A 22025-nucleotide genomic window follows, 5' to 3' on the forward strand; every position below is an offset into this window, starting at 1 on the left:
AAGTATGACTGCGAACCCACCGTCCGGCGCATCCAATCCCTTCGACGCCACCGACGATAGCCCCAAGGAGCAGCGGCTCAAGCGCGCCGCGTGGCATCGCAAGGCCAGCAAGCCGGTGAGCGTGTGGATCGGCATCCTCATCCTGTTCAGCTTCATTCACTGGATGTTCCCCAACTACCGGTGGCTGCTCATCCACATGTTCACCCTCGGCGTGGTCACCAACTCGATCATGCTGTGGTCGCAGCACTTCACCGAGAAGTTCCTCCACAACCACATCGAGGACTCGGAGCGCGCCTGGCAGCTGCGGCGCTTCTGGATCCTCAACGCGGGCATCGTCACGACGATCACCGGCCAGTTCCTGGAGACCTGGTGGGCCCGGCACTGGATCGTCACCTGCGTCGGCGCCACCCTGGTCGGCTGCTCGCTCGCTTACCACGCCTTCTACCTGGGTCGGCAGTACCTAGGCGCCAAGAAGGGCCGGCGCTTCGCGCCCTCGGTGCTCGCCTACGTCGCCTCGGCCGCGTGCCTGCCCTTCGGCGCGCTCATGGGCGGGTTCATGTCGGTGCCGATGAGCTCGCCGTGGCAGGAGCGGCTGAAGCTCGCCCACGTCGCGGTCAACGTGCTGGGCTTCGTGGGCTTCGCCGCGGTGGGCTCCCTCGCGCTGCTGTTCGCCACGGTGTGGCGGGCGCAGTCGGGCAAGGACCGCATGGCGCACGTGGTCGCCTTCATGGGGGTCGGTGTCCTCACCGCGGCCACGGGCGCGCTCCTCGGGTTCGGCGTCGTGGTGGGCATCGGGCTGGCCTTCTACCTCGCCGGCGTGCTGATCGCCTCCGCCAGCTGGGCGCACACCGTGCGACTGGTGGCCCAGGATCCCCGCGACCGGGTGACCTTCGCGGCCATGTCGGTCGCGGCGGCGGCCGTGTGGCTCTTCGGCGCGCTCGCAGTGTTCACCTACCGCGCGTTCACCGCCCCCGACGTCACCGCCATCACCCTGCCGACGATGGCGCTGCTCATCGGCTTCGCCGCCCAGCTGCTCGCGGGTGTTATGAGCTACCTCCTGCCCTCCAACATCGGCGGCGGTCCCGCCGCGACAAGGACCGGCATGATCGTCATGGATCGGGCGGGCCTGTTCCGATTCGCGCTGGTCAACCTGGGGCTCGCCATCTGGCTCTACACGCAGGACTCCTGGCTGCGCGTGGTCAGCTCGCTGCTGTCGATGGGCTCGCTGGCCATGGTGTTCTTCCTCATCCCCTTCTCCGCCAAGGCGCAGCTGGGGGTCATCCGCAAGCAGCGCGAGGCCCTGGAGCTTCCCGCCAAGCCGAAGTGGGGCCAGCTCACCGCCGCCTGCGCGGTCGTGGCCCTGGTGCTCGCCGCCTCCGGCGGGCTGGGCACCACCGGTACGAAGTCCGCCACCACCACCTCGAACGTGGCCACCACCGGCCAAACCACCGAGGTCTCGGTCGAGATGCAGGACATGCGCTTTAGCCCCGACACCATCACCGTCCCCACCGGCAACGCGCTCACCGTCAACGTCACCAACACCGACACGATGGTCCACGACCTCACCTTCGCCAACGGCGCGACCTCCGGCCGCCTCCAGCCGGGCGAGTCGGCCACCGTCGAGGTCGGCGTCATCGGCCAGGACCTCGAGGGCTGGTGCTCCATCGCAGGCCACCGCCAGCAGGGCATGGTCATCCACGTCACCGCCGAGGGCGCCTCGTCGGGTTCCGCGTCCGACATGAGCACGATGTCCGGCAGCCCTGGTTCGTCGACAAGCGAAACCGTGACGGCGGCAGACAAGCTGAACCAGGACAACTTCGTCGACCCCAGGCTGCAGCCCGCGAGCAGCGAGACCGTGCACAAGGTCACGCTGGACATCTCCGAGATCGACGTGCCGATCGCCGACGGTGTAAGCCGGGGCCGCTGGACCTTCAACGGCGGGGTCCAGGGCCCGACGCTGCGCGGCAAGGTGGGCGACACCTTTGAGGTCACCCTCGTCAACAACGGCAGCATTCCGCACTCCATCGACTTCCACGCGGGCATGGTCTCCCCCGATTCGGTCATGCGCTCGATCAACCCGGGCGAGTCGCTGCAGTACACCTTCCGCGCCGAGCACGCGGGAGCCTGGCTCTACCACTGCGGCACGATGCCCGTGAGCATGCACATCGCCGCGGGCATGTTCGGCGCCGTCATTATCGACCCGCCGAACCTCGCGAAGGTCGACCACGAGTACCTCATCGTGCAGTCCGAGGTCTACGGCCTTTCCTCCACGAAGGACAACCCCGTCGACTCCACGCTGTTGCAGGCGGGCACACCCTCGGCGACGGTGTTCAACGGCATCGAGAACCAGTACGTGGCCAAGCCGATCGAGATGAACGCGGGCGAGACCGCGCGCTTCTGGCTGGTCAACGCTGGACCGAACCTCTCGGAGAGCTTCCACATCATCGGCACGCAGTTCCACACCACCTACAAGGAGGGCGCGTACCTGCTCAAGGACGCGGAGGACCAGGGTGGGTCCCAGGCGCTCGACCTGCTCGCGGCCCAGGGCGGGTTCGTGGAGGCCGCCTTCCCCGAGGCGGGCACCTACACGATGGTCAACCACCAGTTCATCGATGCCGAGCGCGGGGCGAAGGGCAAGATCGTCGTGAAGTAGCGCCCTGCTACAGCGTCATGAGCGGCGCCCCCGGCGCGCCCGCGCCCAGCCACTCGCGCACGGCGCGGGTGGCCCGGCAGTCGTCGCGGTTGTAGCCGAGAAGCCGCTGGCGCGCGGCCGCGACGTCGGCGCCCACCTCGACGCCCGTGGCCTCCCGGTAGATGTTCACCGACTCCTCGCCGTCGACGTCTTCGGCCTCCCAGTGGAAACCCGCGGCCGGACCTACCTGCTTGAGCCCCAGCCCGCTCGTCCCGGCGAGGTTCTGCTTGACGTGCACGAACACGTCGATCCAGTGCCCGGAGCCGATGAACTCCTCCACCACCTCGGGGCTGGGCACGCCCTCGACGCGGCCGAAGAAGCGGCGGGCGCTAAAGCGCAGCCAGTGGTTCTCGCCGTTGGCCGCGTAGCAGAACACCCCGAAGCTCTCGCCCGCGGCGGCGGCCTCCTCCCGGCGCGCGGCGAGCCACCGCCACAAGCGCGCGAAGTTGCGCCCCTCGGCCTCCTCGCCGCCGCCCACCCCCTCCCAGGTCACGAAGGGGCGGTACTGCTCGCCGTCGTAGGTGCCCCACAGGTAGGCGCCCTGATCTAGGTAGGCCTCGACGTCGAGATCGATCTCCCGGTCGAAGCGCGGCACCTCGATGTCCTCGCGGCGGCGCAGGAAGTGCACGCCGTCGCGCCAGGCGGCGGCGAGGACGGAGGGCTCGCCCACTTTAGCGTCGACAAGCGAGGCGACGGTGGTGATGCCCTCCTCGCGGAAGGCTCTCGAGCGGTCTCCGGGGAGGAAGAGCGAGATGTCGTCGCGGGCCTCGAGCTCCTCGCGGCAGACCGGCCAGAAGCGGCACGCACCGCACTCCTTGATGCGGCGCGCCTCGGCGGGCACCGGCACCTCGAGGGCGCGATCGAGGCCCTGCTGGAGCATGTCGGTGTCGAGCAGGAACGTCAGCTGGCGGTCCTGACCGATGAGCCCGCCGCGCTGGCAGCCCAGCCCCAGCTCGTCGAGGGCGCGGGAGGCGAGCGCCAGGGTGTAGGAGTCCACGGCGTGGCTCTTGAGCTTGTAATTGGCCCAGCCCGAGTTCCCGAGCCCGAGCCGCGAGGTGGCCACGACTTTGACTCGACGACGCGGGTCGGGGCGCGCGACCCGGTGGTTGGTCACCAGCACCGGGTAGTAGGCGCCCGACTTCCGCCGCACGAGGGCGTCGACCCGGACGTACCAGGGGACCCCCGCGCTCACGCCCTCCAGCACGGGGTTGGTGATGAAGTGCGCGCCCGCCGCGAGAGCCTCGAGGGTGAAAAGGTAGGCCTCGTCGATCTTGTCCACGTCCTCGCGCGACCAGGCCGACAGCTCGGGCGACACCTCGGGCAGGTCGATGCGGAAGAAGTGCCGGTTGTCACCGATCTCCGGGCGCTCGGGGAACAACCCGAACACCACCTCCCGCGCCGTCTCCAGCCGCCTGCGGCGGTGGTGCGAGCTCTCCGGCGCCTCTATCCCGGGGTGCCTGCGCTTTTGCACCTGGCGGTAGCGGCAGCCCACGAGGTCGAGGGGCGAGATGAGGTGATCAGTTTCCACAGTTTCTCAAGCCTATTGCACTTTCACAGGTAGTGTGGAATCTAGCAGTTTGTTGATAACAGGAGATTGAGAACGTAAACCATGGGTATCTGGAAGTCCATCCGTGCGGCTCGTACCAAGAGGAAGGCCGAGATCAAGGCCGCCAAGGCCCGCGCGCGCCAGGAAGTAAAATCCGCCGCGAAGCTCGAGCTGAAGAAGGATAAGTTCCTCGCCAGCCAGGAAAAGCGCCTGCTCAAGGAAGAGAAGAAGGGCCAGAAGGTGCAGCGCAAGCACGAGCTGCAGCTGGCCAAGGCCGAGCTAGCCAAGCGCCAGGCGGGCAGGTTTAACAAGGATCGCGTGGTTCGCTACACCACCGCCGCGCGCGCCATCGCCCCCTTCCTCGTCCCGCTGGTCTACCGGGGCGTGACCGCTGCCCGCGAGCAGATCAACTCCTCCCGCGCGCAGAAGCTCGGCATTACCACCGAGGAGCTGTCCAAGTTCGCCGGCCACGGCGCCTCACTCAAGGCGCGCATCGCGGGCATGCGCAAGTCGGTGAGCGTGTCCTCCCTGCCCAAGGGGTTCGTCAAGGACGTCACCGATCGCCTCGACGAGCTGACGGCCGCCGTGGACAACGCCGAGTTCATGACCCCCGAGCACCGCATCCGCACCCACCGCAGCATCACCAAGGACTTGGACGCGCTGGCTTCCCAGATCCAGGACAAAATCTCCAACTAGGTTTCCTTTTAGTTCTTCCCCGCGCCGGCTTTTGCCGTGCGCGGGTTTTCGCTTTTCGACGCCCAAGGTGCGCAAACTAAATCCAATTTCGCGATTCATAAATGCATTTAATTGCGTAAATCGATATCTTTCGATTCATATTTTCTTTAGGTTTTTGCGGCCGGTGCCCCACAGTCTCCAGCCCCCTACCTCAGGGGCACCCGCACGATGTGCGTGCAAAACCGTTTTGGTGACGTATTTTCAATAAGCCATTTATCCCGTTTACTTTTACAAAAAGCGGGGCGACAGATAGTGTTTTAAATAGCAAAAGGCCCTTTTAAGCGATTTAGAATTCCATTTACCTCCGTTCTGTAATACGGGGTCTCATGGTGATTCCCAAACGCTCGCGCGAAAGGGCGGGGGTGCGCGCTTCGCGATGCGGGCACTCGAGCAGGAAACCCAATGGAGGAGTTGTAAACAAGGGATGGCACGCCGCGAAGTGACCCAGATTTTTGACGACCTCGACAACTCCCCCCTCGAGGAGAAGGACGTGCGCGTCATCCGCTTCAGCGTCAACGGGACCGACTACGTCCTGGACGTCTCGGAAAAGAACGCGGCAGCCTTCCACGCCCAGCTCGCCCCCTACATCAACGCCGCCCGCAAGGTCCCCAGCCTCCGCGGGCGCAAGCCCGGCGCGATCGCCCCCTACGATCCCCGGGAGGTCCGCCAGTGGGCCTCCAAGAACGGCTACGCCGTGGCTAGGCGCGGCAAGATCTCGCAGGAGATCATCGACGCCTACCTCGCCGTCACCAGCTAGGACCCCCTAGAGCACGCCCTGCTCGCGGGCGGCCGCCACGGCCGAGGTGCGCGAGCGCACGCCGAGCTTGTCGTAGATGTGTACGAGGTGGCTTTTCACCGTGGCCTCGGACAGCAGGAGCAGTCGACCGATCTCGCGGTTGGACGAGCCCGATGCCACGAGCTTGAGCACCTCCAGCTCGCGCGGGGTGAGCGAGGTCCGCGGCGTGCGCACGCGGGTCATGAGCCGGTTCGCCACGGTCGGCGAGAGCGTCGAGTCGCCCTCCGCAGCCGAGCGCACCGCCGCGAGCAGCTCCTCCGGCGGGGCGTCCTTGAGCAGATAGCCTAGGGCGCCCGCCTCGATGGCGCCGAGGATGTCGGCGTCGGTGTCGTAGTTGGTCACCACGAGCACGTGCGGCGGCTTGTCCATGGTGCGCTTGATCTCCGCGGTCGCATCCGCGCCGGTGGCCAGCCTCGTGCCCTCGACGCCCGCGCCGAAGCGCAGGTCCATGAGGATCACGTCGATGCCGCCCGCCTGGGCCGCGGCGATCGCGGCCTCCGCGGTGGCAACCTCCCCAATAACCTCGATGTCATCGGCGCTTTCGAGGACCGCACGCAAACCCAGCCGGACGATCTCGTGGTCGTCAGCAAGCAACACTCTGATCATGGACGGGAGTCAAGCCTTTCACATCGGGGATTCAACTCGTCCCAGTGTAGCCCTTTTCATACCTCGGTTTGAGTTTCTCCTATCCTTTCGTAGGAATCTTTGGGCGCATCCGTTTCTTCTTCGGAGATTGGGATGGAGACCGACAAGGCGGTCCCCTCCCCCGGCGCGGACTCCACGACGAGCGCCCCGCCCTGCTCCTGGGCGCGCTGGCGCATAGCGTCGATGCCGATGTGGCCGAGCCCCGCAGGGCGCTGGGCCACCGCGGCCGGGTCGAAGCCTCGACCGTTGTCCACCACGTCGAGGCGCACCTCGTCCTCGGCGTAGGTGAGCGTGACGTGGCAGCGGGTGGCGCCTGCGTGCTTGGACACGTTGCCGAGCGCCCCCTGGCCGATCCGCAGCAGCGCCGCCTCCGTGCGCATCGGCAGCTGACGCTCCGCGCCCTCGACCTCGATGGTGACCTCGGGCCCCACGATGTGCTCGGCCACCCGGTGGAAGGCACCTTCCAGCGAGGTCTTCGACAGCGCCGCCGGTTGAAGGGCGGCGATCATCGCGCGGGCCTCCTGCAGGTTGTCCGCGGCCGTGTTGCGGGCGAGCTCCATGCGCTGGAGTGGCATCCGCTTCTCCTCCTCGCTCAGCGGCGTGGAGTTGATCTCCTGCTCGGCCACCCGCAACAGCATCTGGATGCTCGAGAGCCCCTGGGCCAGGGTGTCGTGGATTTCGTGGGCGATGCGCTGGCGCTCGGCGGCGACACCGGCGGCACGCTCGGTCTCCGCGAGCTGCTGGCGCGTGGCGATGAGCTCCTTGATGAGCAGCTCACGCTCGTGCCCGGCCTTCCACAGCGCCAACAGGGTGAGGTGGATACCGATGCACACCAGCGCCGAGACGAGCGGCCCCATGACCGCGCCGATGGTGATGTGCCCCCACTGGCTCAGAATCGCGACGGCCGTGGCCCCGATGACCGCCACGATTCCCCGCAAGTCCGGCAGCACCCGCAGATAGAGGAAGAAGATGGAAAACACCAGGTAGACCGACACCGGCAGCATGGGCAGCAGCACGATCCACACCAAGGTGAGCACGGCGACGCTGGCCAGCTGCTGAATCCGCTCGTCTGTGCGTACCACGCAGTTGCCGTAGGCCGCGGCGAAGGAGGCGAGCAGGAGCACGCCGATGACCGCGACGTGCCGATCGATCCCCACGAGCCCGCCGAGGCAGGCGATGAGCAACACGACCGTGAGCACGTTCATGGCCCGCCGGAAGCTGGCCGCCCCCGGTTGGGTCTCGTACTCGATCGTGCCCACCGCCACGTGCGGGCTTAGGCTCCGCAACATGCCCCGAGGATCTAGGCTTAGACTCATGAGTCGTACCTTACCTGCCCGTCGTGTGCTCCCCCTCCTCGCCTGCACCCTCGCAGGTGTGATCCTCTCCGCCTGCGGATCAAGCTCGCAGGCCCCCTCGCAGCAGGCCACCGCCGCCCCGTCCGAGGCCGTCTCCACCGAGGTTCTCGACCAGAACCTGCCAGTCGATGCGATGCCCGAGGTTCCGGACGGCAAGGACGGCTTCGTCGACTGCCCCTACCTCGACTCTACTTGGGTGGCGGACACCAACGGCCAGCGCATGACCGGCCAGGGCATCGACACCCGCTTCGACACCCCCGCCTGCGTGTTCTGGTCCTACCCGGACGACCCCCAGGCCACGGTCATCGTGCGGCACATGCACTCCACCGACGAGGCCATCGCCGTCGTCGACTGGGCGGCACCCATCAACACCACCGAGCCCGCCGAGGAGCCGGAGGGCTGGTCGGGCGGCCGCATCGGCAACGAGAACGGCGCCATCTACGCGGTTCAGAAAGGCCCCGTGGCCGTCGTCGTCTTCTCCAACCAGCAGCAGTCGCTCAAGGCCGAGCTCATCGCCAAGGAGGTCATCACCAACCTCGGGCTCTAGACGGAGACGTCGTTGTAGGGCATCAGCGTGGACACCCAGGGGAAGACGACCTCCATGAGCAGGAAGAACACCCCCACCGCGAGCGCGATCGTGACGAGGAGCTTGACGTACCACGGTCCCGGAATGACGTCCCACAGCAATCCGTACATTAGCTTTCCTCCAATACTGCTGGTCGGGTGCCGCTTGAGTTCTTCGGGATCTGCTCGGTGAGCATCCCGTGGACGATCATGCGCTCCGCGTTCGAGAACTGCGGGTGGCAGGTGGTCAGCGTGATGAGCGACTCCTGCGTCGGGTCCGGGGTCTGGTCGGCGGTCTGCGCCAGGTCGGTTCCCGGGATCGCAGCAATCGTCGACACGTCGCCCGGGTCGGTGATGTACCTACCCTGAACGTTCGCGTAGGCGCCCGTGGTTACCTCGTCGACTTGCTTGTCGCTCAGGCACCCGGCGGCCTCCTGCCTGCGCTGATCGCCGCTGGAGTCGATCGGCAAGATACGGTAGACGTTCCATGCGGTTTGCGTTTCGACGACCACGGCATCGCACACCTTCAGGTTTCCTAGGTCGTTAAACGGCGCGCCTTTGCCCACTCGGTGACCAGCGACGGCGAAGTTGCCCGGAACGCCCGGAAGCGGGGTGTTGACATAGTGGCCGGGCCCCGCCTCGAGGTCAGAGTCCTCCGTGCCCTCGACAATGGCGAACTGGAAGTCGGAGCCGAAGCTCGGGATGTACATGCGCGCGAACGCCGAGCCCAGCTCCGGTGTGATCTTCTGGCGCGGGTTGACCCGCTCGCCCCACTGCTGGTTGAGCTGCTCCGAGGCCTGCGCCTGCTCCTTCCCGGAGGCGATGTTCGTCCAGTAGGCCTCGTAGAAGGCGAACAGGAAAAAGACCACGCCGAGCGTCAGCAGCAACTCGCCGGTGATCTGCAAGAAGTCCGCTTTCCGACGCGCAGGGCGCGCGTGTCTCGCACCAGTTGGGGCCACGCTTTTCCTCAGCAATTCTTAAGTCTTGGAATACCTATGGAAAGTGTAGCCAAGATTCTCGGTTCCTCCCACTTCTGCGCATAAGCGGCTACGATTTCAGTGTGGCGCTCTGCGCCCTGGTTTTTCGTCAGTACCGTGAAAGGACATTTGTCCCCCCATGCTTGAGTTGTTCATGTACCCCGTCTCCGCCGTGATGAAGGCGTGGCACATTCTTCTCACCAGCGGCCTCGGTATCAACGACTCGACGGCGTGGGCGCTGTCGCTCTTCGGCCTCGTCGTCACGGTTCGAGCGATCATCGCGCCGTTTAGCTGGATGCAGCTCAAGGCGGGCCGGATCACCGTGCTCATGCGTCCCAAGCTGCGCAAGCTCGAAAAGGAGTACGAGAAGAACCCCAACGCGGACACCCTGGAGCACTACCAGCAGCGGCAGAAGGAGATCCGCGAGGAGTACGGCTACAACATGTCGGCGGGCTGCGTGCCCGCCCTCATTCAGATCCCCACCTTCCTGGGTCTCTACCAGGTGCTGCTGCGCATGGCGCGCCCGGCGGAGGGGCTGGATTCGCAGGTCCACGCGCCGATCGGAATGCTGAGCGGCGGTGATGTCACGAGCTTCCTTCAGTCGCGCATCGCAGACATCCCGCTGCCTGCTTACTCCAAGCTTGGCGACGCCGAGCTGGCGCACTTGGGCACCACCGCCCAGGCGGTTCACGACTTCACGCTGCCGTTCGTCCTCGCCGCCTGCGTGTTCACCTTCCTCAACATGGTGATGTCGGTCATCCGCAACGGCTACTCGCTCGACCGCGACTCCAAGCTGGCCATCCGCCTCAACCGCTTCCTGCTCGCGATGATCCTGCTGGCGCCGTGGGCGATCTACAACGGAGGCGTCAACGGCCCCATCCCCGTGGCCATCGTCTTGTACTGGGTGGCCAACAACCTCTGGACGCTCATCCAGAACGCCATCCTCTACACCGGAATCCGCCTCAAGTACCCCTACGACGAGGACTACTTGGAGTTCCAGCGCGAGCGCAAGGCCGCGATCAAGCAGGCGAAGGTTGAGTCCAAGCAGGAAGACAAGCTACTCAAGCAGCTCAAGCGCAAGGCCCGCCGTGACGAGGCGGCCAAGGAGGAGTACGAGGAGCTACTCGCCAAGCGGAAGCAGGCGCAGGAGGACGCCAAGGCCCTCCGAAAGCAGAAGTCAACGGCGATGCGGGAACTCAGCGCGCGCCGGAGGGAAGAAAAGGCCAAGGAAAAGGCCGGGGAGGACCCCCAGCCAAGTCAGGACGAAGAGGAAGCCTAGATCGAGTAGTCCGCCGGCGGCGCGGACAGCAGCTGGACCGCGAGCTCGCGCGCGGTCTTAAGCGAGTCGACCGAACGGTTGAGACGACCCCCAGCAAGCCCGCCGTCGAGGAAGATCATGAGCTGCTGGGCCTGGGTGTTGCCTGGGTAGCCGTTCTTTTCCTCGAGCAGGTCGGTGAGCGTGTCGATGCACCACTTGCGGTGCGCCATGACGGCGGCGACGATGCCGCGCTCGCTGTCGGTCTCCGGGCGCGGATACTCGTTCGCGGCGTTCTGGAAGTGGGAGCCGCGGAAGTCCTTCGCCGGCTCCTCCTCGATGCACTGATCGAAGAAGGCCAGGATCTTGTCGGCTGGGTCCTTCATGCCCGCGGTCCTCGCGGCGTAGTCCTCGCGCCACTTGGCATCGAGCGCCTCGAGGTAGGCGATGACCAGCGCGTCCTTGGATCCGAAGAGGGAATACAGGGAAGCCTTGGCCACGTCGGCCTCGCGGAGGATACGGTCAATGCCGATGACGCGGATGCCCTCGGTGGTAAACAGGGCGGTCGCGCTGCTGAGCAGGCGCTGACGCGGGCTAGGACGATTGCGCCTCTTGGACGCCGTCTTTCCTGCCTTAGTCGCTTTCTCCTCGGCCACGATCTCGACCATTCCTTTCCGCTGTTTTCTCGCCCGTCCGATTAGGGGCCATAAGCTGGCACATTCCACTATATACAAACCGGTTGGTCTAGTTCACCTTTGCCTGTCTAATTGTGACCAAGGCATGAACAAACCCGGCGCCTCGACGCCGGGGTGAAGGGAATGTGTATCCGCTACTTCCTGCGGACCAGCTGCACGATCGAGATGAGAATCACCGCGCCGATCAGGCAGGTGATGAAGCTGAAGATGAGGCCGCCACCCGCGACGTCGACGCCGAAGAGGCTCAGAAGCCAGCCGCCGAGGAGGCCGCCGACGACGCCGACCACGACGTTAAGGAGGATGCCTTGCTGGGCATCGGTTCCCTTGATCTTGGAGGCGATCCAACCTGCCAAGCCGCCGATGATGATCCATCCGAAAAAGCCCAAGGTAAGCATGGTGGTTCCTTCCTGGAGCGCGGTGGCGCCCCTCATAGTGGGCATTGCATGGATGCGTGCCCGTATTCCCACCCTAGTTGGAAATGAACCCGCCTGCACGCTCCACTATTGCGAAGCGCGCACCACGGTCGCCGTCCCGCGGCCGATCATTGCGCTCATGATCGCGGCGAAAACACACAGGACGACGTCGATGAGCCACACCGGGACATAGCTCTCGCTCCAGTCCAGGAGAACGCCGCCCAAAGACGCCGAGAAAAACGCCCCCACCTGGTGAATGAGGAGGAGCAGGCCGATGAGCGTCGGGGCCCAGGACAAGGGGAGGTAGCGGTTGACCAACCCCGCCGTCGGCGAGACCGTCGCGTCGCCCGTCATGCCCAGCCCAATGGCGAACAGCACCGCAAAAGGGACCGTGTGCGGCATGATGAATAAAAAGGCCAGCGTCCACACAGCCCGAAACCCGTAGTAGTACACGAGCAGCCTCCCCATCGACATCCTGGTCGACAGCCACCCAGACAGGAGCGCGCCGGTGATCGTGGCGATCCCGTAAAGGGAGAAGGCCCACGAGGCCTGCTGCGCGGGGATCCCGTCCTTCACGAACTCGTTGAACAGGTGACTTTCGATAATCACCATGTGGAAGCCACAGGTGGAAAACCCGAGGAACAGGAAGACGAATACTCGGTGACGTGCCACCTCGCCCCAGCGGATGGGCGTCGAATGTACCCCGGCCACCCGTTTGGGATCCCTGGAGGTCACCACCCACGCGATCGGCAGAAGCAACGCCACCGGCACCAGCATCGCGCCGGCGACACCGGTCAGGCCATTGGCGTCGATAAACGACTGCATGACTGGCGCCAAGACGAAGGAGCCGAGCCCAGCCGCGGCGTTGAGCATGCCCGCAACGAGCATCGCGCGCTCCGGACCCACGAAGTAGGTGGCAGAGGCGAGAACGAGCCCGAAGGCAACCGCCCCAGACCCGATCGCGTACAGCCCGCCGAGAGACATCATGAGCAGCGGGAACAATGTCGAGACAAGCAGCGCCGCAAGGGAACAGAAGATGAGAACCACGCCCATACTCATGACGAAGCGGTTCGACGTACGAAGCGCCAGCATTCCCATGAGCGGCTGCACCGCGCCAAACACGAGGTTCATCACCGCAAACACGAAGCTCACCTGCGCGTAGCTCGAGTGTGAATGCTCCATGAGCGGAGCGAGCAGGATTCCCATATTCGTTCGGGTGCCGCCGTTGAAGCCGTACAGGAGGCAGGCGATGAAACCGAAACCGACGGCCACGGGAAGGCTGGTGGGAGTCTTCTGCGTCATGCAACCGGTCTAAATACGCTGACTGCTGTATCGCAAAAGCGCCCCCATGCTGCGCGAATAAAACCACAAAACCGTTCACGTCCCCTCGCCGTTAAAGAAGCATGACTACATTGACTCCGTACCTCGCGTTCGCCGGCAATGCCCGCGAAGCCATGACCTTCTACCAGTCAGTCCTCGGTGGCCAGCTCGACCTCGTCACCGGCAAGGACTTCGGCCTCCCGCCCGAGCAGCACGATCGCATCATGCACGCATTCCTGCGCACTGAGGGCTGGAACCTCATGGCCGCGGACTCCGACAAGGCCGCAGAACGCTACCAGGGATTCAGTCTTTCCGTCATGGGCACCGAGGACGAGGCCGCCGAGGCCGAGAAGCAGATCGCGCAGTTGGCCGAGGGCGGATCGGTGGAGATGAAGTTCGAGCAGCAGCAGTGGGGCGCGCGATTTGGCATCGTGCGCGACAAGTACGGCATCACCTGGCAGTTCAACTTCGGCGAGTAGCACACTGTGCTTTTTGCTTTTCGACGTCTATAGCAACGAAGGCCTCGGCAGGGGGTTCCTGTCGAGGCCTTCTTGTTTTTTGAGTTTTTGGTCGGCGGTGTCTTACTCTCCCACACCCTCCCGGGTGCAGTACCATCAGCGCTGTTGGGCTTAGCTTCCGGGTTCGGAATGGGACCGGGCGTGTCCCCAATGCTATAACCACCGACACGATTAATTTGTGGTGTTTGTGTTATGCGGGATACTGCATAGTGAACGCGATACGTTGTGTTGTTTTTGTTTTGTTCTTGTTTTGTTTGATTATGTGTGTTGGTTGTTTGTCGGTAAATTAGTACCAGTCGCCTTCACACCTTACGGTGCTTCCAGGTCTGGCCTATCAACCCCATAGTCTGTGGGGTACCTCAAGTGAAACCTCATCTTAAAACAGGCTTCCCGCTTAGATGCTTTCAGCGGTTATCCCTTCCGTACGTAGCTAACCAGCCCTGCCACTGGCGTGACAACTGGCACACTAGAGGTACGTCCGTCCCGGTCCTCTCGTACTAGGGACAGCCTTCTTCAAGTTTCAACGCGCGCGGCGGATAGAGACCGAACTGTCTCACGACGTTCTAAACCCAGCTCGCGTGCCGCTTTAATGGGCGAACAGCCCAACCCTTGGGACCTACTCCAGCCCCAGGATGCGACGAGCCGACATCGAGGTGCCAAACCATCCCGTCGATATGGACTCTTGGGGAAGATCAGCCTGTTATCCCCGGGGTACCTTTTATCCGTTGAGCGACACCACTTCCACACGTAGGTGCCGGATCACTAGTCCCTACTTTCGTACCTGCTTGAGCCGTCACTCTCACAGTCAAGCTCCCTTGTGCACTTACACTCAACACCTGATTGCCAACCAGGCTGAGGGAACCTTTGGGCGCCTCCGTTACATTTTGGGAGGCAACCGCCCCAGTTAAACTACCCACCAGGCACTGTCCCCAACCCAGATCATGGGCCAAGGTTAAGGTGCTCAATCCGATCAGAGTGGTATTTCAACTTGCGACTCCACCCCACCTAGCGATGAGGTTTCATAGTCTCCCACCTATCCTACACAAACCGAACCAAACACCAATACCAAGCTATAGTGAAGGTCCCGGGGTCTTTTCGTCCTGCCGCGCGTAACGAGCATCTTTACTCGTACTGCAATTTCACCGGGCCTGTGGTTGAGACAGCAGGGAAGTCGTTACGCCATTCGTGCAGGTCGGAACTTACCCGACAAGGAATTTCGCTACCTTAGGATGGTTATAGTTACCACCGCCGTTTACTGGGGCTTAAATTCTCCGCTTCGCCCACACAAGGGTGGGCTAACAGGTCCTCTTAACCTTCCAGCACCGGGCAGGCGTCAGTCCGTATACATCAACTTCCACGTTTTCGCACGGACCTGTGTTTTTAATAAACAGTCGCTTCCCTCTATTCTCTGCGACCACCACCAGCTCAACCAGTCTGTCACCAGCAGTGGTCCCCCTTCTCCCGAAGTTACGGGGGCATTTTGCCGAGTTCCTTAACCACAGTTCACCCGAACGCCTTAGTATTCTCTACCTGACTACCTGTGTCGGTTATGGGTACGGGCCATGTATACACATCGCTAGAGGCTTTTCTTGACAGTACAGGATCACCAACATCCCCAAAAAAATGGGTACGCATCACGCCTGACCCTTTATATGCAACGCGGATTTACCTCTCGTTGCGGGCTGCACGCTTACACCACAATCCAATAAGTGGCTTGGCTACCAACCTGTGTCACCCCATCGCTTGGCTACTACCACGTCAGGTCCCACGCAGCCCCACACACAATCAACAAGTTGACAACGTGTGGTTTTGGGTGGTTAGTATCCATGATTCACCAGTGGGCGCATATACACGGGTACGGGAATATCAACCCGTTGTCCATCGACTACGCCTGTCGGCCTCGCCTTAGGTCCCGACTCACCCTGGGAAGATTAGCTTAACCCAGGAACCCTTAGTCATCCGGCGGATATGTTTTCCACATATCAGTCGTTACTCATGCCTGCATTCTCACTCGCACACACTCCACACCATCAGTTACCCGGGCGCTTCACAGCGTGCACGACGCTCCCCTACCCAACCAGAAAAACTGATTGCCGCGGCTTCGGCGGTGTACTTGAGCCCCACTACATTGTCGGCGCAGAACCACTCGACCAGTGAGCTATTACGCACTCTTTCAAGGGTGGCTGCTTCTAAGCCAACCTCCTGGCTGTCTTCGCGATCCCACATCCTTTCCCACTTAGTACACGCTTAGGGGCCTTAACCGGCGATCTGGGCTGTTTCCCTCTCGACCAACGGAGCTTATCCCCCGCAGTCTCACTGCCGTACTCTGACTTCACTGGCATTCGGAGTTTGGCTGACATTGCTAAGATTGTGGTCCCGCTCAACCAACCAGTAGCTCTACCTCCAGGAAGAAACACACGACGCTGCACCTAAATGCATTTCGGGGAGAACCAGCTATCACGGAGTTTGATTGGCCTTTCACCCCTACCCACAGCTCATCCCCTCAGTTTTCAACCTAAGTGGGTTCGCGCCTCCACAGCATCTTACTGCTGCTTCACACTGGCCATGGGTAGATCACCCCGCTTCGGGTCCAGAACATGCCACTACAAACACCCTGGTTAGGATTCGCTTTCGCTACGACTACCCCACACGGGTTAACCTCGCGACATGCCGCTGACTCGCAGGCTCATTCTTCAAAAGGCACGCCATCACCCCACAAAGAGGCTCTGACGGATTGTAAGCACACGGTTTCAGGTACTATTTCACTCCCCTCCCGGGGTACTTTTCACCATTCCCTCACGGTACTTGATCCGCTATCGGTCAACTTAAGTATTTAGGCTTACCGGGTGGTCCCGGCAGATTCACAGCAGATTCCACGAGCCCGCTGCTACTCGGGGACAACAACAACCACCACCATCACACATCAACGTACGGGACTGTCACCCTCTACGGCAGGTCATTCCAAACCACTTCCGCTCGCGCAATGATAAAAATGGCTTCTAGCTGGCAGACTAAAAACATCGAAACCCCACAACACCACACACACAACCCCTGCCAGGTATCACATGCGCATGGTTTAGCCTCATCCACGTTCGCTCGCCACTACTAGCAGAATCATTATTTATTTTCTTCTCCTACGGGTACTGAGATGTTTCACTTCCCCGCGTAACCCCCACACCGACTATGAATTCATCGGCAGGTAACCGCACATAACCACGGCCAGGTTTCCCCATTCGGACATCCTCGGATCAACGCTCTATTGGCAACTCCCCGAGGCTTAACGCAGCCTTACACGTCCTTCATCGGCTTAAGCTGCCAAGGCATCCACCGTGTGCCCTTAACCAAACAACACAACAACAGATACTTACAAACAAAAAACACTAAGAACAAAGAATAAAAAACAACAAACCCCCACCCCCAACACCACACAACAAAGTGCAGCGACATAAAAGGGGGTGGAAACAAATTGCATCGCGTCCACTATACAGTTCTCACACAACACACCCACACCACACAACAACAACCCACCACACAAACGTGGAAACGATCATCACCGCATCATGCAGGCCACCAGAAACACACATCATGCATGTTCCAGACACCCAACAGCATGCCAACCACAACGCACTTTCTTTGCCACCCTTACAGGTGCGACTTGTTTAACGTGTACTCCCACGATCAACGATGCCCCCCCTTTACGCACCCACAACACTTGCAGGCACCAACAACACGATGTTGTAAGGAAACATCCTTTAGTGGTGTGATCCACCTGGATAAAAACAAAATAAACAATTTGGTGGCAAACCTGCCACCACAAAATAAAACTCCATAGAAAGGAGGTGATCCAGCCGCACCTTCCGGTACGGCTACCTTGTTACGACTTCGTCCCAATCGCCGATCCCACCTTCGACCACTCCCTCCCAAACGGGTTGGGCCATGGGCTTCGGGTGTTACCAACTTTCATGACGTGACGGGCGGTGTGTACAAGGCCCGGGAACGTATTCACCGCAGCGTTGCTGATCTGCGATTACTAGCGACTCCGACTTCATGGGGTCGAGTTGCAGACCCCAATCCGAACTGAGGCCGGCTTTCAGCGATTCGCTCACCCTCACAGGCTCGCAGCGCGTTGTACCGACCATTGTAGCATGTGTGAAGCCCTGGACATAAGGGGCATGATGATTTGACGTCATCCCCACCTTCCTCCGAGTTAACCCCGGCAGTCTCTCATGAGTCCCCACCATCACGTGCTGGCAACATAAGACAAGGGTTGCGCTCGTTGCGGGACTTAACCCAACATCTCACGACACGAGCTGACGACAACCATGCACCACCTGTATACAGACCACAAGGGAAAACGTATCTCTACGCCGATCCTGCATATGTCAAGCCCAGGTAAGGTTCTTCGCGTTGCATCGAATTAATCCACATGCTCCGCCGCTTGTGCGGGCCCCCGTCAATTCCTTTGAGTTTTAGCCTTGCGGCCGTACTCCCCAGGCGGGGCGCTTAATGCGTTAGCTACGGCACAGAAGTCGTGGAAGACCCCTACACCTAGCGCCCACCGTTTACGGCATGGACTACCAGGGTATCTAATCCTGTTCGCTCCCCATGCTTTCGCTCCTCAGCGTCAGTTACTGCCCAGAGACCTGCCTTCGCCATCGGTGTTCCTCCTGATATCTGCGCATTCCACCGCTACACCAGGAATTCCAGTCTCCCCTACAGCACTCAAGTTATGCCCGTATCGCCTGCACGCCCGAAGTTAAGCCCCGGAATTTCACAGACGACGCGACAAACCACCTACGAGCTCTTTACGCCCAGTAATTCCGGACAACGCTCGCACCCTACGTATTACCGCGGCTGCTGGCACGTAGTTAGCCGGTGCTTCTTATACAGGTACCGTCACAAAAGCTTCGTCCCTGTCGAAAGAGGTTTACAACCCGAAGGCCGTCATCCCCCACGCGGCGTCGCTGCATCAGGCTTGCGCCCATTGTGCAATATTCCCCACTGCTGCCTCCCGTAGGAGTCTGGGCCGTATCTCAGTCCCAATGTGGCCGTCCACCCTCTCAGGCCGGCTACCCGTCGACGCCTTGGTAGGCCATTACCCCACCAACAAGCTGATAGGCCGCGGGCTCATCCCTAACCGAAAAAACTTTCCACAACCGACACTAAACGATTGTCCTATCCGGTATTAGACCCAGTTTCCCAAGCTTATCCCGAAGTCAGGGGCAGATCACCCACGTGTTACTCACCCGTTCGCCACTCGAGCACCCAGCAAGCTGGGCCTTTCCGTTCGACTTGCATGTGTTAAGCACGCCGCCAGCGTTCGTCCTGAGCCAGGATCAAACTCTCCACAAAAAACAAGAAAAAAACCTTGTCCAACATTCTGGGAAAGCCCAAAACCAAGCAAAAAAAACAAACAACCAGCACACCACCACACAAACAATGTGCAATGGCATAAAAAATGATTGTCCAAAAAAAATAGATGATACATGTGCACCCACCCGACGGGGCAAAAAGGCACACACAAAGCCACTCACCAGTACCAGTAAGCACCCACCATCACAGCACAGTCTTTAACAAGCAAGCCACACTTGCCAGCCACACCACACCATAACAGCACACACAAACCACACCAACAAGCAACAAAAAAAGTACAAAATTGGCACACTATTGAGTTCTCAAACAACACAACCACACCAGCAACCACACACAAACAACAAGGATGGTCAACCGATGAGAAAAAATATGTTTCGTCCCGCTAGTTTTCCTCCCGCCACACACTCTCCAAAAGAGGGGGCGCTGTCGGTCGCGGCGACTCACATAAAGCTACACACCCCCACCCCACAACACAAATCCCCAGCTCACACACACCAAACCAACGGCGTCGACAAGCAAAAATAAAAGACGGCCGCAACAAACGTTGCGACCGCCTTTAGCTCACAAACTACTTGTCCGACTTGGGGCGAACGACCACCATCGGGCACGGCGCGGACTGCAGCAGAGCGCGAGAGGTGGAGCCGAGCAGCATGCCGCGGAAACCGCCACGGCCGTGCGAGCCAACGACCAGCAGCTGCGCGCCTTGGGAGTTGTCAACCAGCGCGCGGATCGGCCGATCGCGGGTGATCACCATCTCGACCTCGACGTCTGGGTACTGCTCGAGCAGCGGGGCGAGGCGCTCGTGGAGCAGGTCGGTCTGCTCCTTCTCGATCACGGTCCACTCCTGCTGCGCGGCGGCGAGGCCGGCGAGGGAGGCCTGAACCTGCATGTCCATCCAGGTGTGCACTGCCACGACCTTGGCGCCGCGAGCCTTGGCCTCAGCAAAGGCGAACTCCGTCGCGCGCTGGGAGATGTCCGAGCCGTCCACGCCGACGACTACGGGACCGTACTTGTTCTCATCGGTGACGTGGTTGTCCTCGCGGACCACGACGACTGGGCAGTGCGCGTGGCTGACAACCGCGCCCGAGACCGAGCCCATCACCATGCCGGACAGACCGCCCAGACCGCGCGAGCCCATGACCAGCATGGTCACGTTGTCGCTCATCTCGAGCAGCATGTCGATCGGGGAACCCTCGGCGATGGTGTAGCCGATCTTGATGTCCGGGGCGACCTCGTGCGCGATGGTACGCGCCTCCTCGATCTTCTCCATGGTCTCGTTCTGCAGCTCATCGAAGAGCTCCTGGGGAGGAACCATTCCCTCTGCGTAAAGGAACTGGGGCATCGTGTACGCCGCCGCCAAGCGAAGCGGGATGCCGCGCTTCAAAGCGGTGTTGGCCGCCCAGCGCACAGCATTCTTGGAGGCGCTGGACCCATCGACGGCAACAACAACAATGTCTTCAGCAGTCATTTTGAATCGACCTTTCTCGTGCGCACTAGGCAGCTGCCCAGAAGCGTCGACCCACCGAGACTTCCACGAAGCCCCGAGCGGGGGATGGATGCCGAGCTCTCACTCGGCGTTGGCACCTCCCATTGTATCGCCATATATCCACCGCGCTACCCTGGTTAATACCAGTTGGGGGAATGTATTATTGCCCCACCCCCAAAAGTCAAAAACCGAGCCATTTCTGACTCGGTTTTGCTGTTTAACGTCACTACACGTGCGCGGCCTCAGAGTTGGCCGGGTACAGCAGCGCGTAGAAGAACTTCATCACGCTGAAGATCACCGCGCCGACGCCCTGGCTAAAGAATTCGACAAGGGGGTTCACGATAGCATTAATATCCATGGACAACAGGGTAATACATATCCCCCGCGGGCACGCACCTCTCCCCATCAAAAACGGGTTGAACCCTACCCGCGCCCGCGTCCCCGAGGAATTCGCCGGCCGACCGGCCTTCGATTTCCTGTGGCATCTCATCTCCACTCAACGCCGGCGCAACCCCGCTGACACCGTTGAAGCAGCCCGCGAGCGCTTCACCCAGGGGCAGGTCGTTGCCTCACGCGGTCAACGCGGCACCGTCCTCTCGCAGTCCACGTTGCTTTCGCTTGACGACGACCTATGGTTCTATCGCATGCCGACGGAGGAAGCCCCCATCCCCTTTAGCTGCGAGATCATCCACGAGGATGACAGGCTGCTCGTCGTGGACAAGCCGCCCTTCCTCGCCACGATGCCCAGGGGCAAGCACATCACGCAGACCGCCACGGTGCAGATGCGCCGGTCCACGGGCATCGAGGACCTCGCCCCAGCCCACCGGCTCGACCGGCTGACCTCCGGTGTCTTGGTGTTCACGAAGGAGCGGAAGTACCGCGGCGCTTACCAAACGCTGTTCGCCGAGCGAAAAGCACAGAAGACCTACGAGGCGGTCGCGGCATACGATTACTCGATCGAGCCGGGGACCGTCTGGCGACACAGGATCGAGAAGATCCCAGGAGTCATGCAGGCCGAGATCATCGAGGGGCAGGCAAACTCCGAGACCCTCCTCGCGGAAATCAAGCCCCTTCCCCAGGAACGCAGCGAACGGCTAGCGGCCCGCTACGGAGTGGACGCGGAGCTTGCCACATACGTTTTGAAACCCGCCACGGGCAAGACCCACCAGCTGCGGGTGCACATGTTCGCCGCCGGCGTCCCCATCCTCGGTGACCCCACCTACCCGTGCCTGCTGCCGGAAACCGAGGAGTCGTTCGCTCACCCCATGCACCTCACGGCCCGCCAGCTCGAGTTCGTCGATCCCATTACAGGCGAAGCGCAGAGGTTCGAGAGTACGCGAGTGCTCTAGCGTTTGCTTGTCGACGCCAACGGTGTCTGGTGCACATCGCCAATCGGCGCCTGACAGCCGCACCAGACGCAAACGCGTTGAAGGCCCCTGGACTGTTGTGTCTAGGGGCCTTCTTGTTTTTTGAGTTTTTGGTCGGCGGTGTCTTACTCTCCCACACCCTCCCGGGTGCAGTACCATCAGCGCTGTTGGGCTTAGCTTCCGGGTTCGGAATGGGACCGGGCGTGTCCCCAATGCTATAACCACCGACACGATTAATTTGTGGTGTTTGTGTTATGCGGGATACTGCATAGTGAACGCGATACGTTG

The 22025-nt window shown here is 61.6% G+C and carries 17 protein-coding genes and 4 rRNA genes; 7 read left to right on the forward strand and 14 right to left on the reverse strand.

The genetic code is table 11. The features are described 5' to 3' along the window. Window positions 1–4: 4 nt before the first annotated feature. Window positions 5–2653, forward strand: a complete 2649-nt coding sequence (locus B843_RS12515) for a multicopper oxidase domain-containing protein (protein ID WP_025253833.1) — start codon at window positions 5–7, stop codon at window positions 2651–2653. A 7-nt stretch (window positions 2654–2660) separates the two neighbouring features. Here the strand turns inward: B843_RS12515 and B843_RS12520 are convergent, their stop codons facing one another. Continuing rightward, on the reverse strand, window positions 2661–4220 hold the full coding sequence (locus tag B843_RS12520) for a TM0106 family RecB-like putative nuclease (RefSeq protein ID WP_025253834.1): 1560 nt from the start codon (window positions 4218–4220) through the stop codon (window positions 2661–2663). A gap of 81 nt (window positions 4221–4301) precedes the next feature. On the opposite strand from B843_RS12520, the gene B843_RS12525 reads away from it, so the two are divergent. Together B843_RS12525 and B843_RS12530 are read left to right on the forward strand one after the other, a co-directional pair. After that, window positions 4302–4934 carry a DUF6474 family protein gene (locus tag B843_RS12525; RefSeq protein WP_025253835.1) on the forward strand — a complete coding sequence of 211 codons (633 nt, stop codon included), beginning with the start codon at window positions 4302–4304 and terminating at the stop codon, window positions 4932–4934. Between the two features lie 463 nt (window positions 4935–5397). Continuing rightward, entirely contained in the window at window positions 5398–5730 is a 333-nt protein-coding gene (locus B843_RS12530) for a histone-like nucleoid-structuring protein Lsr2 (RefSeq protein WP_025253836.1), read from the forward strand. A 6-nt stretch (window positions 5731–5736) separates the two neighbouring features. On the opposite strand, the gene B843_RS12535 is transcribed toward B843_RS12530, so the two are convergent. Together B843_RS12535 and B843_RS12540 are read right to left on the reverse strand one after the other, a co-directional pair. After that, window positions 5737–6375 (reverse strand): LuxR C-terminal-related transcriptional regulator, encoded by a 639-nt coding sequence (locus B843_RS12535; RefSeq protein ID WP_025253837.1) that lies wholly within the window; start codon window positions 6373–6375, stop codon window positions 5737–5739. Window positions 6376–6431: 56 nt separating this feature from the next. Next, window positions 6432–7703, reverse strand: a complete 1272-nt coding sequence (locus B843_RS12540) for a sensor histidine kinase (protein WP_169729867.1) — start codon at window positions 7701–7703, stop codon at window positions 6432–6434. Window positions 7704–7728: 25 nt separating this feature from the next. Here B843_RS12540 and B843_RS12545 point away from each other — a divergent pair, with 25 nt between their 5' ends. Continuing rightward, a complete protein-coding gene (locus B843_RS12545) occupies window positions 7729–8316 on the forward strand; it encodes a DUF2020 domain-containing protein (RefSeq protein WP_025253839.1) in 588 nt (195 codons plus the stop codon). Here the strand turns inward: B843_RS12545 and B843_RS13880 are convergent. After that, a complete protein-coding gene (locus tag B843_RS13880) occupies window positions 8313–8465 on the reverse strand; it encodes a hypothetical protein (RefSeq protein ID WP_025253840.1) in 153 nt (50 codons plus the stop codon). The two genes, B843_RS12545 and B843_RS13880, sit on opposite strands and share 4 nt — an antisense overlap. Next, the gene (locus B843_RS12555) at window positions 8465–9304 is read right to left on the reverse strand and encodes a class E sortase (RefSeq protein WP_025253841.1); all 840 of its coding nucleotides are present in this window, start codon (window positions 9302–9304) and stop codon (window positions 8465–8467) included. Before B843_RS12555 ends, B843_RS13880 begins: the two co-directional genes overlap by 1 nt. Window positions 9305–9449: 145 nt before the next feature. Here B843_RS12555 and yidC point away from each other — a divergent pair, with 145 nt between their 5' ends. After that, entirely contained in the window at window positions 9450–10589 is a 1140-nt protein-coding gene (gene yidC / locus B843_RS12560) for a membrane protein insertase YidC (protein ID WP_025253842.1), read from the forward strand. Here the strand turns inward: yidC and B843_RS12565 are convergent. From B843_RS12565 to B843_RS12575, 3 genes are all read right to left on the reverse strand, one after another. Then, the gene (locus tag B843_RS12565) at window positions 10586–11221 is read right to left on the reverse strand and encodes a TetR/AcrR family transcriptional regulator (RefSeq protein WP_025253843.1); all 636 of its coding nucleotides are present in this window, start codon (window positions 11219–11221) and stop codon (window positions 10586–10588) included. The two genes, yidC and B843_RS12565, sit on opposite strands and share 4 nt — an antisense overlap. Before the next feature lie 173 nt (window positions 11222–11394). Continuing rightward, a complete protein-coding gene (locus B843_RS12570; protein WP_025253844.1) occupies window positions 11395–11655 on the reverse strand; it encodes a GlsB/YeaQ/YmgE family stress response membrane protein in 261 nt (86 codons plus the stop codon). A 105-nt stretch (window positions 11656–11760) separates the two neighbouring features. Then, window positions 11761–12975: an MFS transporter gene (locus tag B843_RS12575; RefSeq protein ID WP_025253845.1), complete on the reverse strand. Its 1215-nt coding sequence runs from the start codon at window positions 12973–12975 to the stop codon at window positions 11761–11763. A gap of 101 nt (window positions 12976–13076) precedes the next feature. On the opposite strand from B843_RS12575, the gene B843_RS12580 reads away from it, so the two are divergent. After that, a complete protein-coding gene (locus B843_RS12580) occupies window positions 13077–13472 on the forward strand; it encodes a VOC family protein (RefSeq protein WP_025253846.1) in 396 nt (131 codons plus the stop codon). 89 nt (window positions 13473–13561) lie between these two features. Here B843_RS12580 and rrf (B843_RS12585) read toward each other — a convergent pair. The 5 genes from rrf (B843_RS12585) to B843_RS14230 form a co-directional block, all read right to left on the reverse strand. Next, window positions 13562–13678: ribosomal RNA gene (rrf, locus tag B843_RS12585) — 5S ribosomal RNA — on the reverse strand. 100 nt (window positions 13679–13778) lie between these two features. Next, a 23S ribosomal RNA gene (locus B843_RS12590) occupies window positions 13779–16862 on the reverse strand. A gap of 481 nt (window positions 16863–17343) precedes the next feature. Next, window positions 17344–18863: ribosomal RNA gene (locus B843_RS12595) — 16S ribosomal RNA — on the reverse strand. The 16S, 23S and 5S rRNA genes sit together here, the layout of an rRNA operon. Window positions 18864–19452: 589 nt before the next feature. Further along, window positions 19453–20352 (reverse strand): universal stress protein, encoded by a 900-nt coding sequence (locus B843_RS12600; RefSeq protein ID WP_025253847.1) that lies wholly within the window; start codon window positions 20350–20352, stop codon window positions 19453–19455. Between the two features lie 244 nt (window positions 20353–20596). Beyond that, entirely contained in the window at window positions 20597–20728 is a 132-nt protein-coding gene (locus tag B843_RS14230; protein WP_269319759.1) for a hypothetical protein, read from the reverse strand. Between B843_RS14230 and B843_RS12605 the strand changes: the two genes are divergently transcribed. Continuing rightward, complete coding sequence (locus B843_RS12605) at window positions 20664–21719, forward strand: pseudouridine synthase (RefSeq protein WP_038595569.1); 1056 nt, start codon at window positions 20664–20666, stop codon at window positions 21717–21719. The two genes, B843_RS14230 and B843_RS12605, sit on opposite strands and share 65 nt — an antisense overlap. A gap of 130 nt (window positions 21720–21849) precedes the next feature. On the opposite strand, the gene rrf (B843_RS12610) is transcribed toward B843_RS12605, so the two are convergent. Next, window positions 21850–21966 (reverse strand): 5S ribosomal RNA (gene rrf / locus B843_RS12610). Between the last annotated feature and the right edge of the window lie 59 nt (window positions 21967–22025).

It is taken from the genome of Corynebacterium vitaeruminis DSM 20294, assembly GCF_000550805.1.
Classification (GTDB): domain Bacteria; phylum Actinomycetota; class Actinomycetes; order Mycobacteriales; family Mycobacteriaceae; genus Corynebacterium; species Corynebacterium vitaeruminis.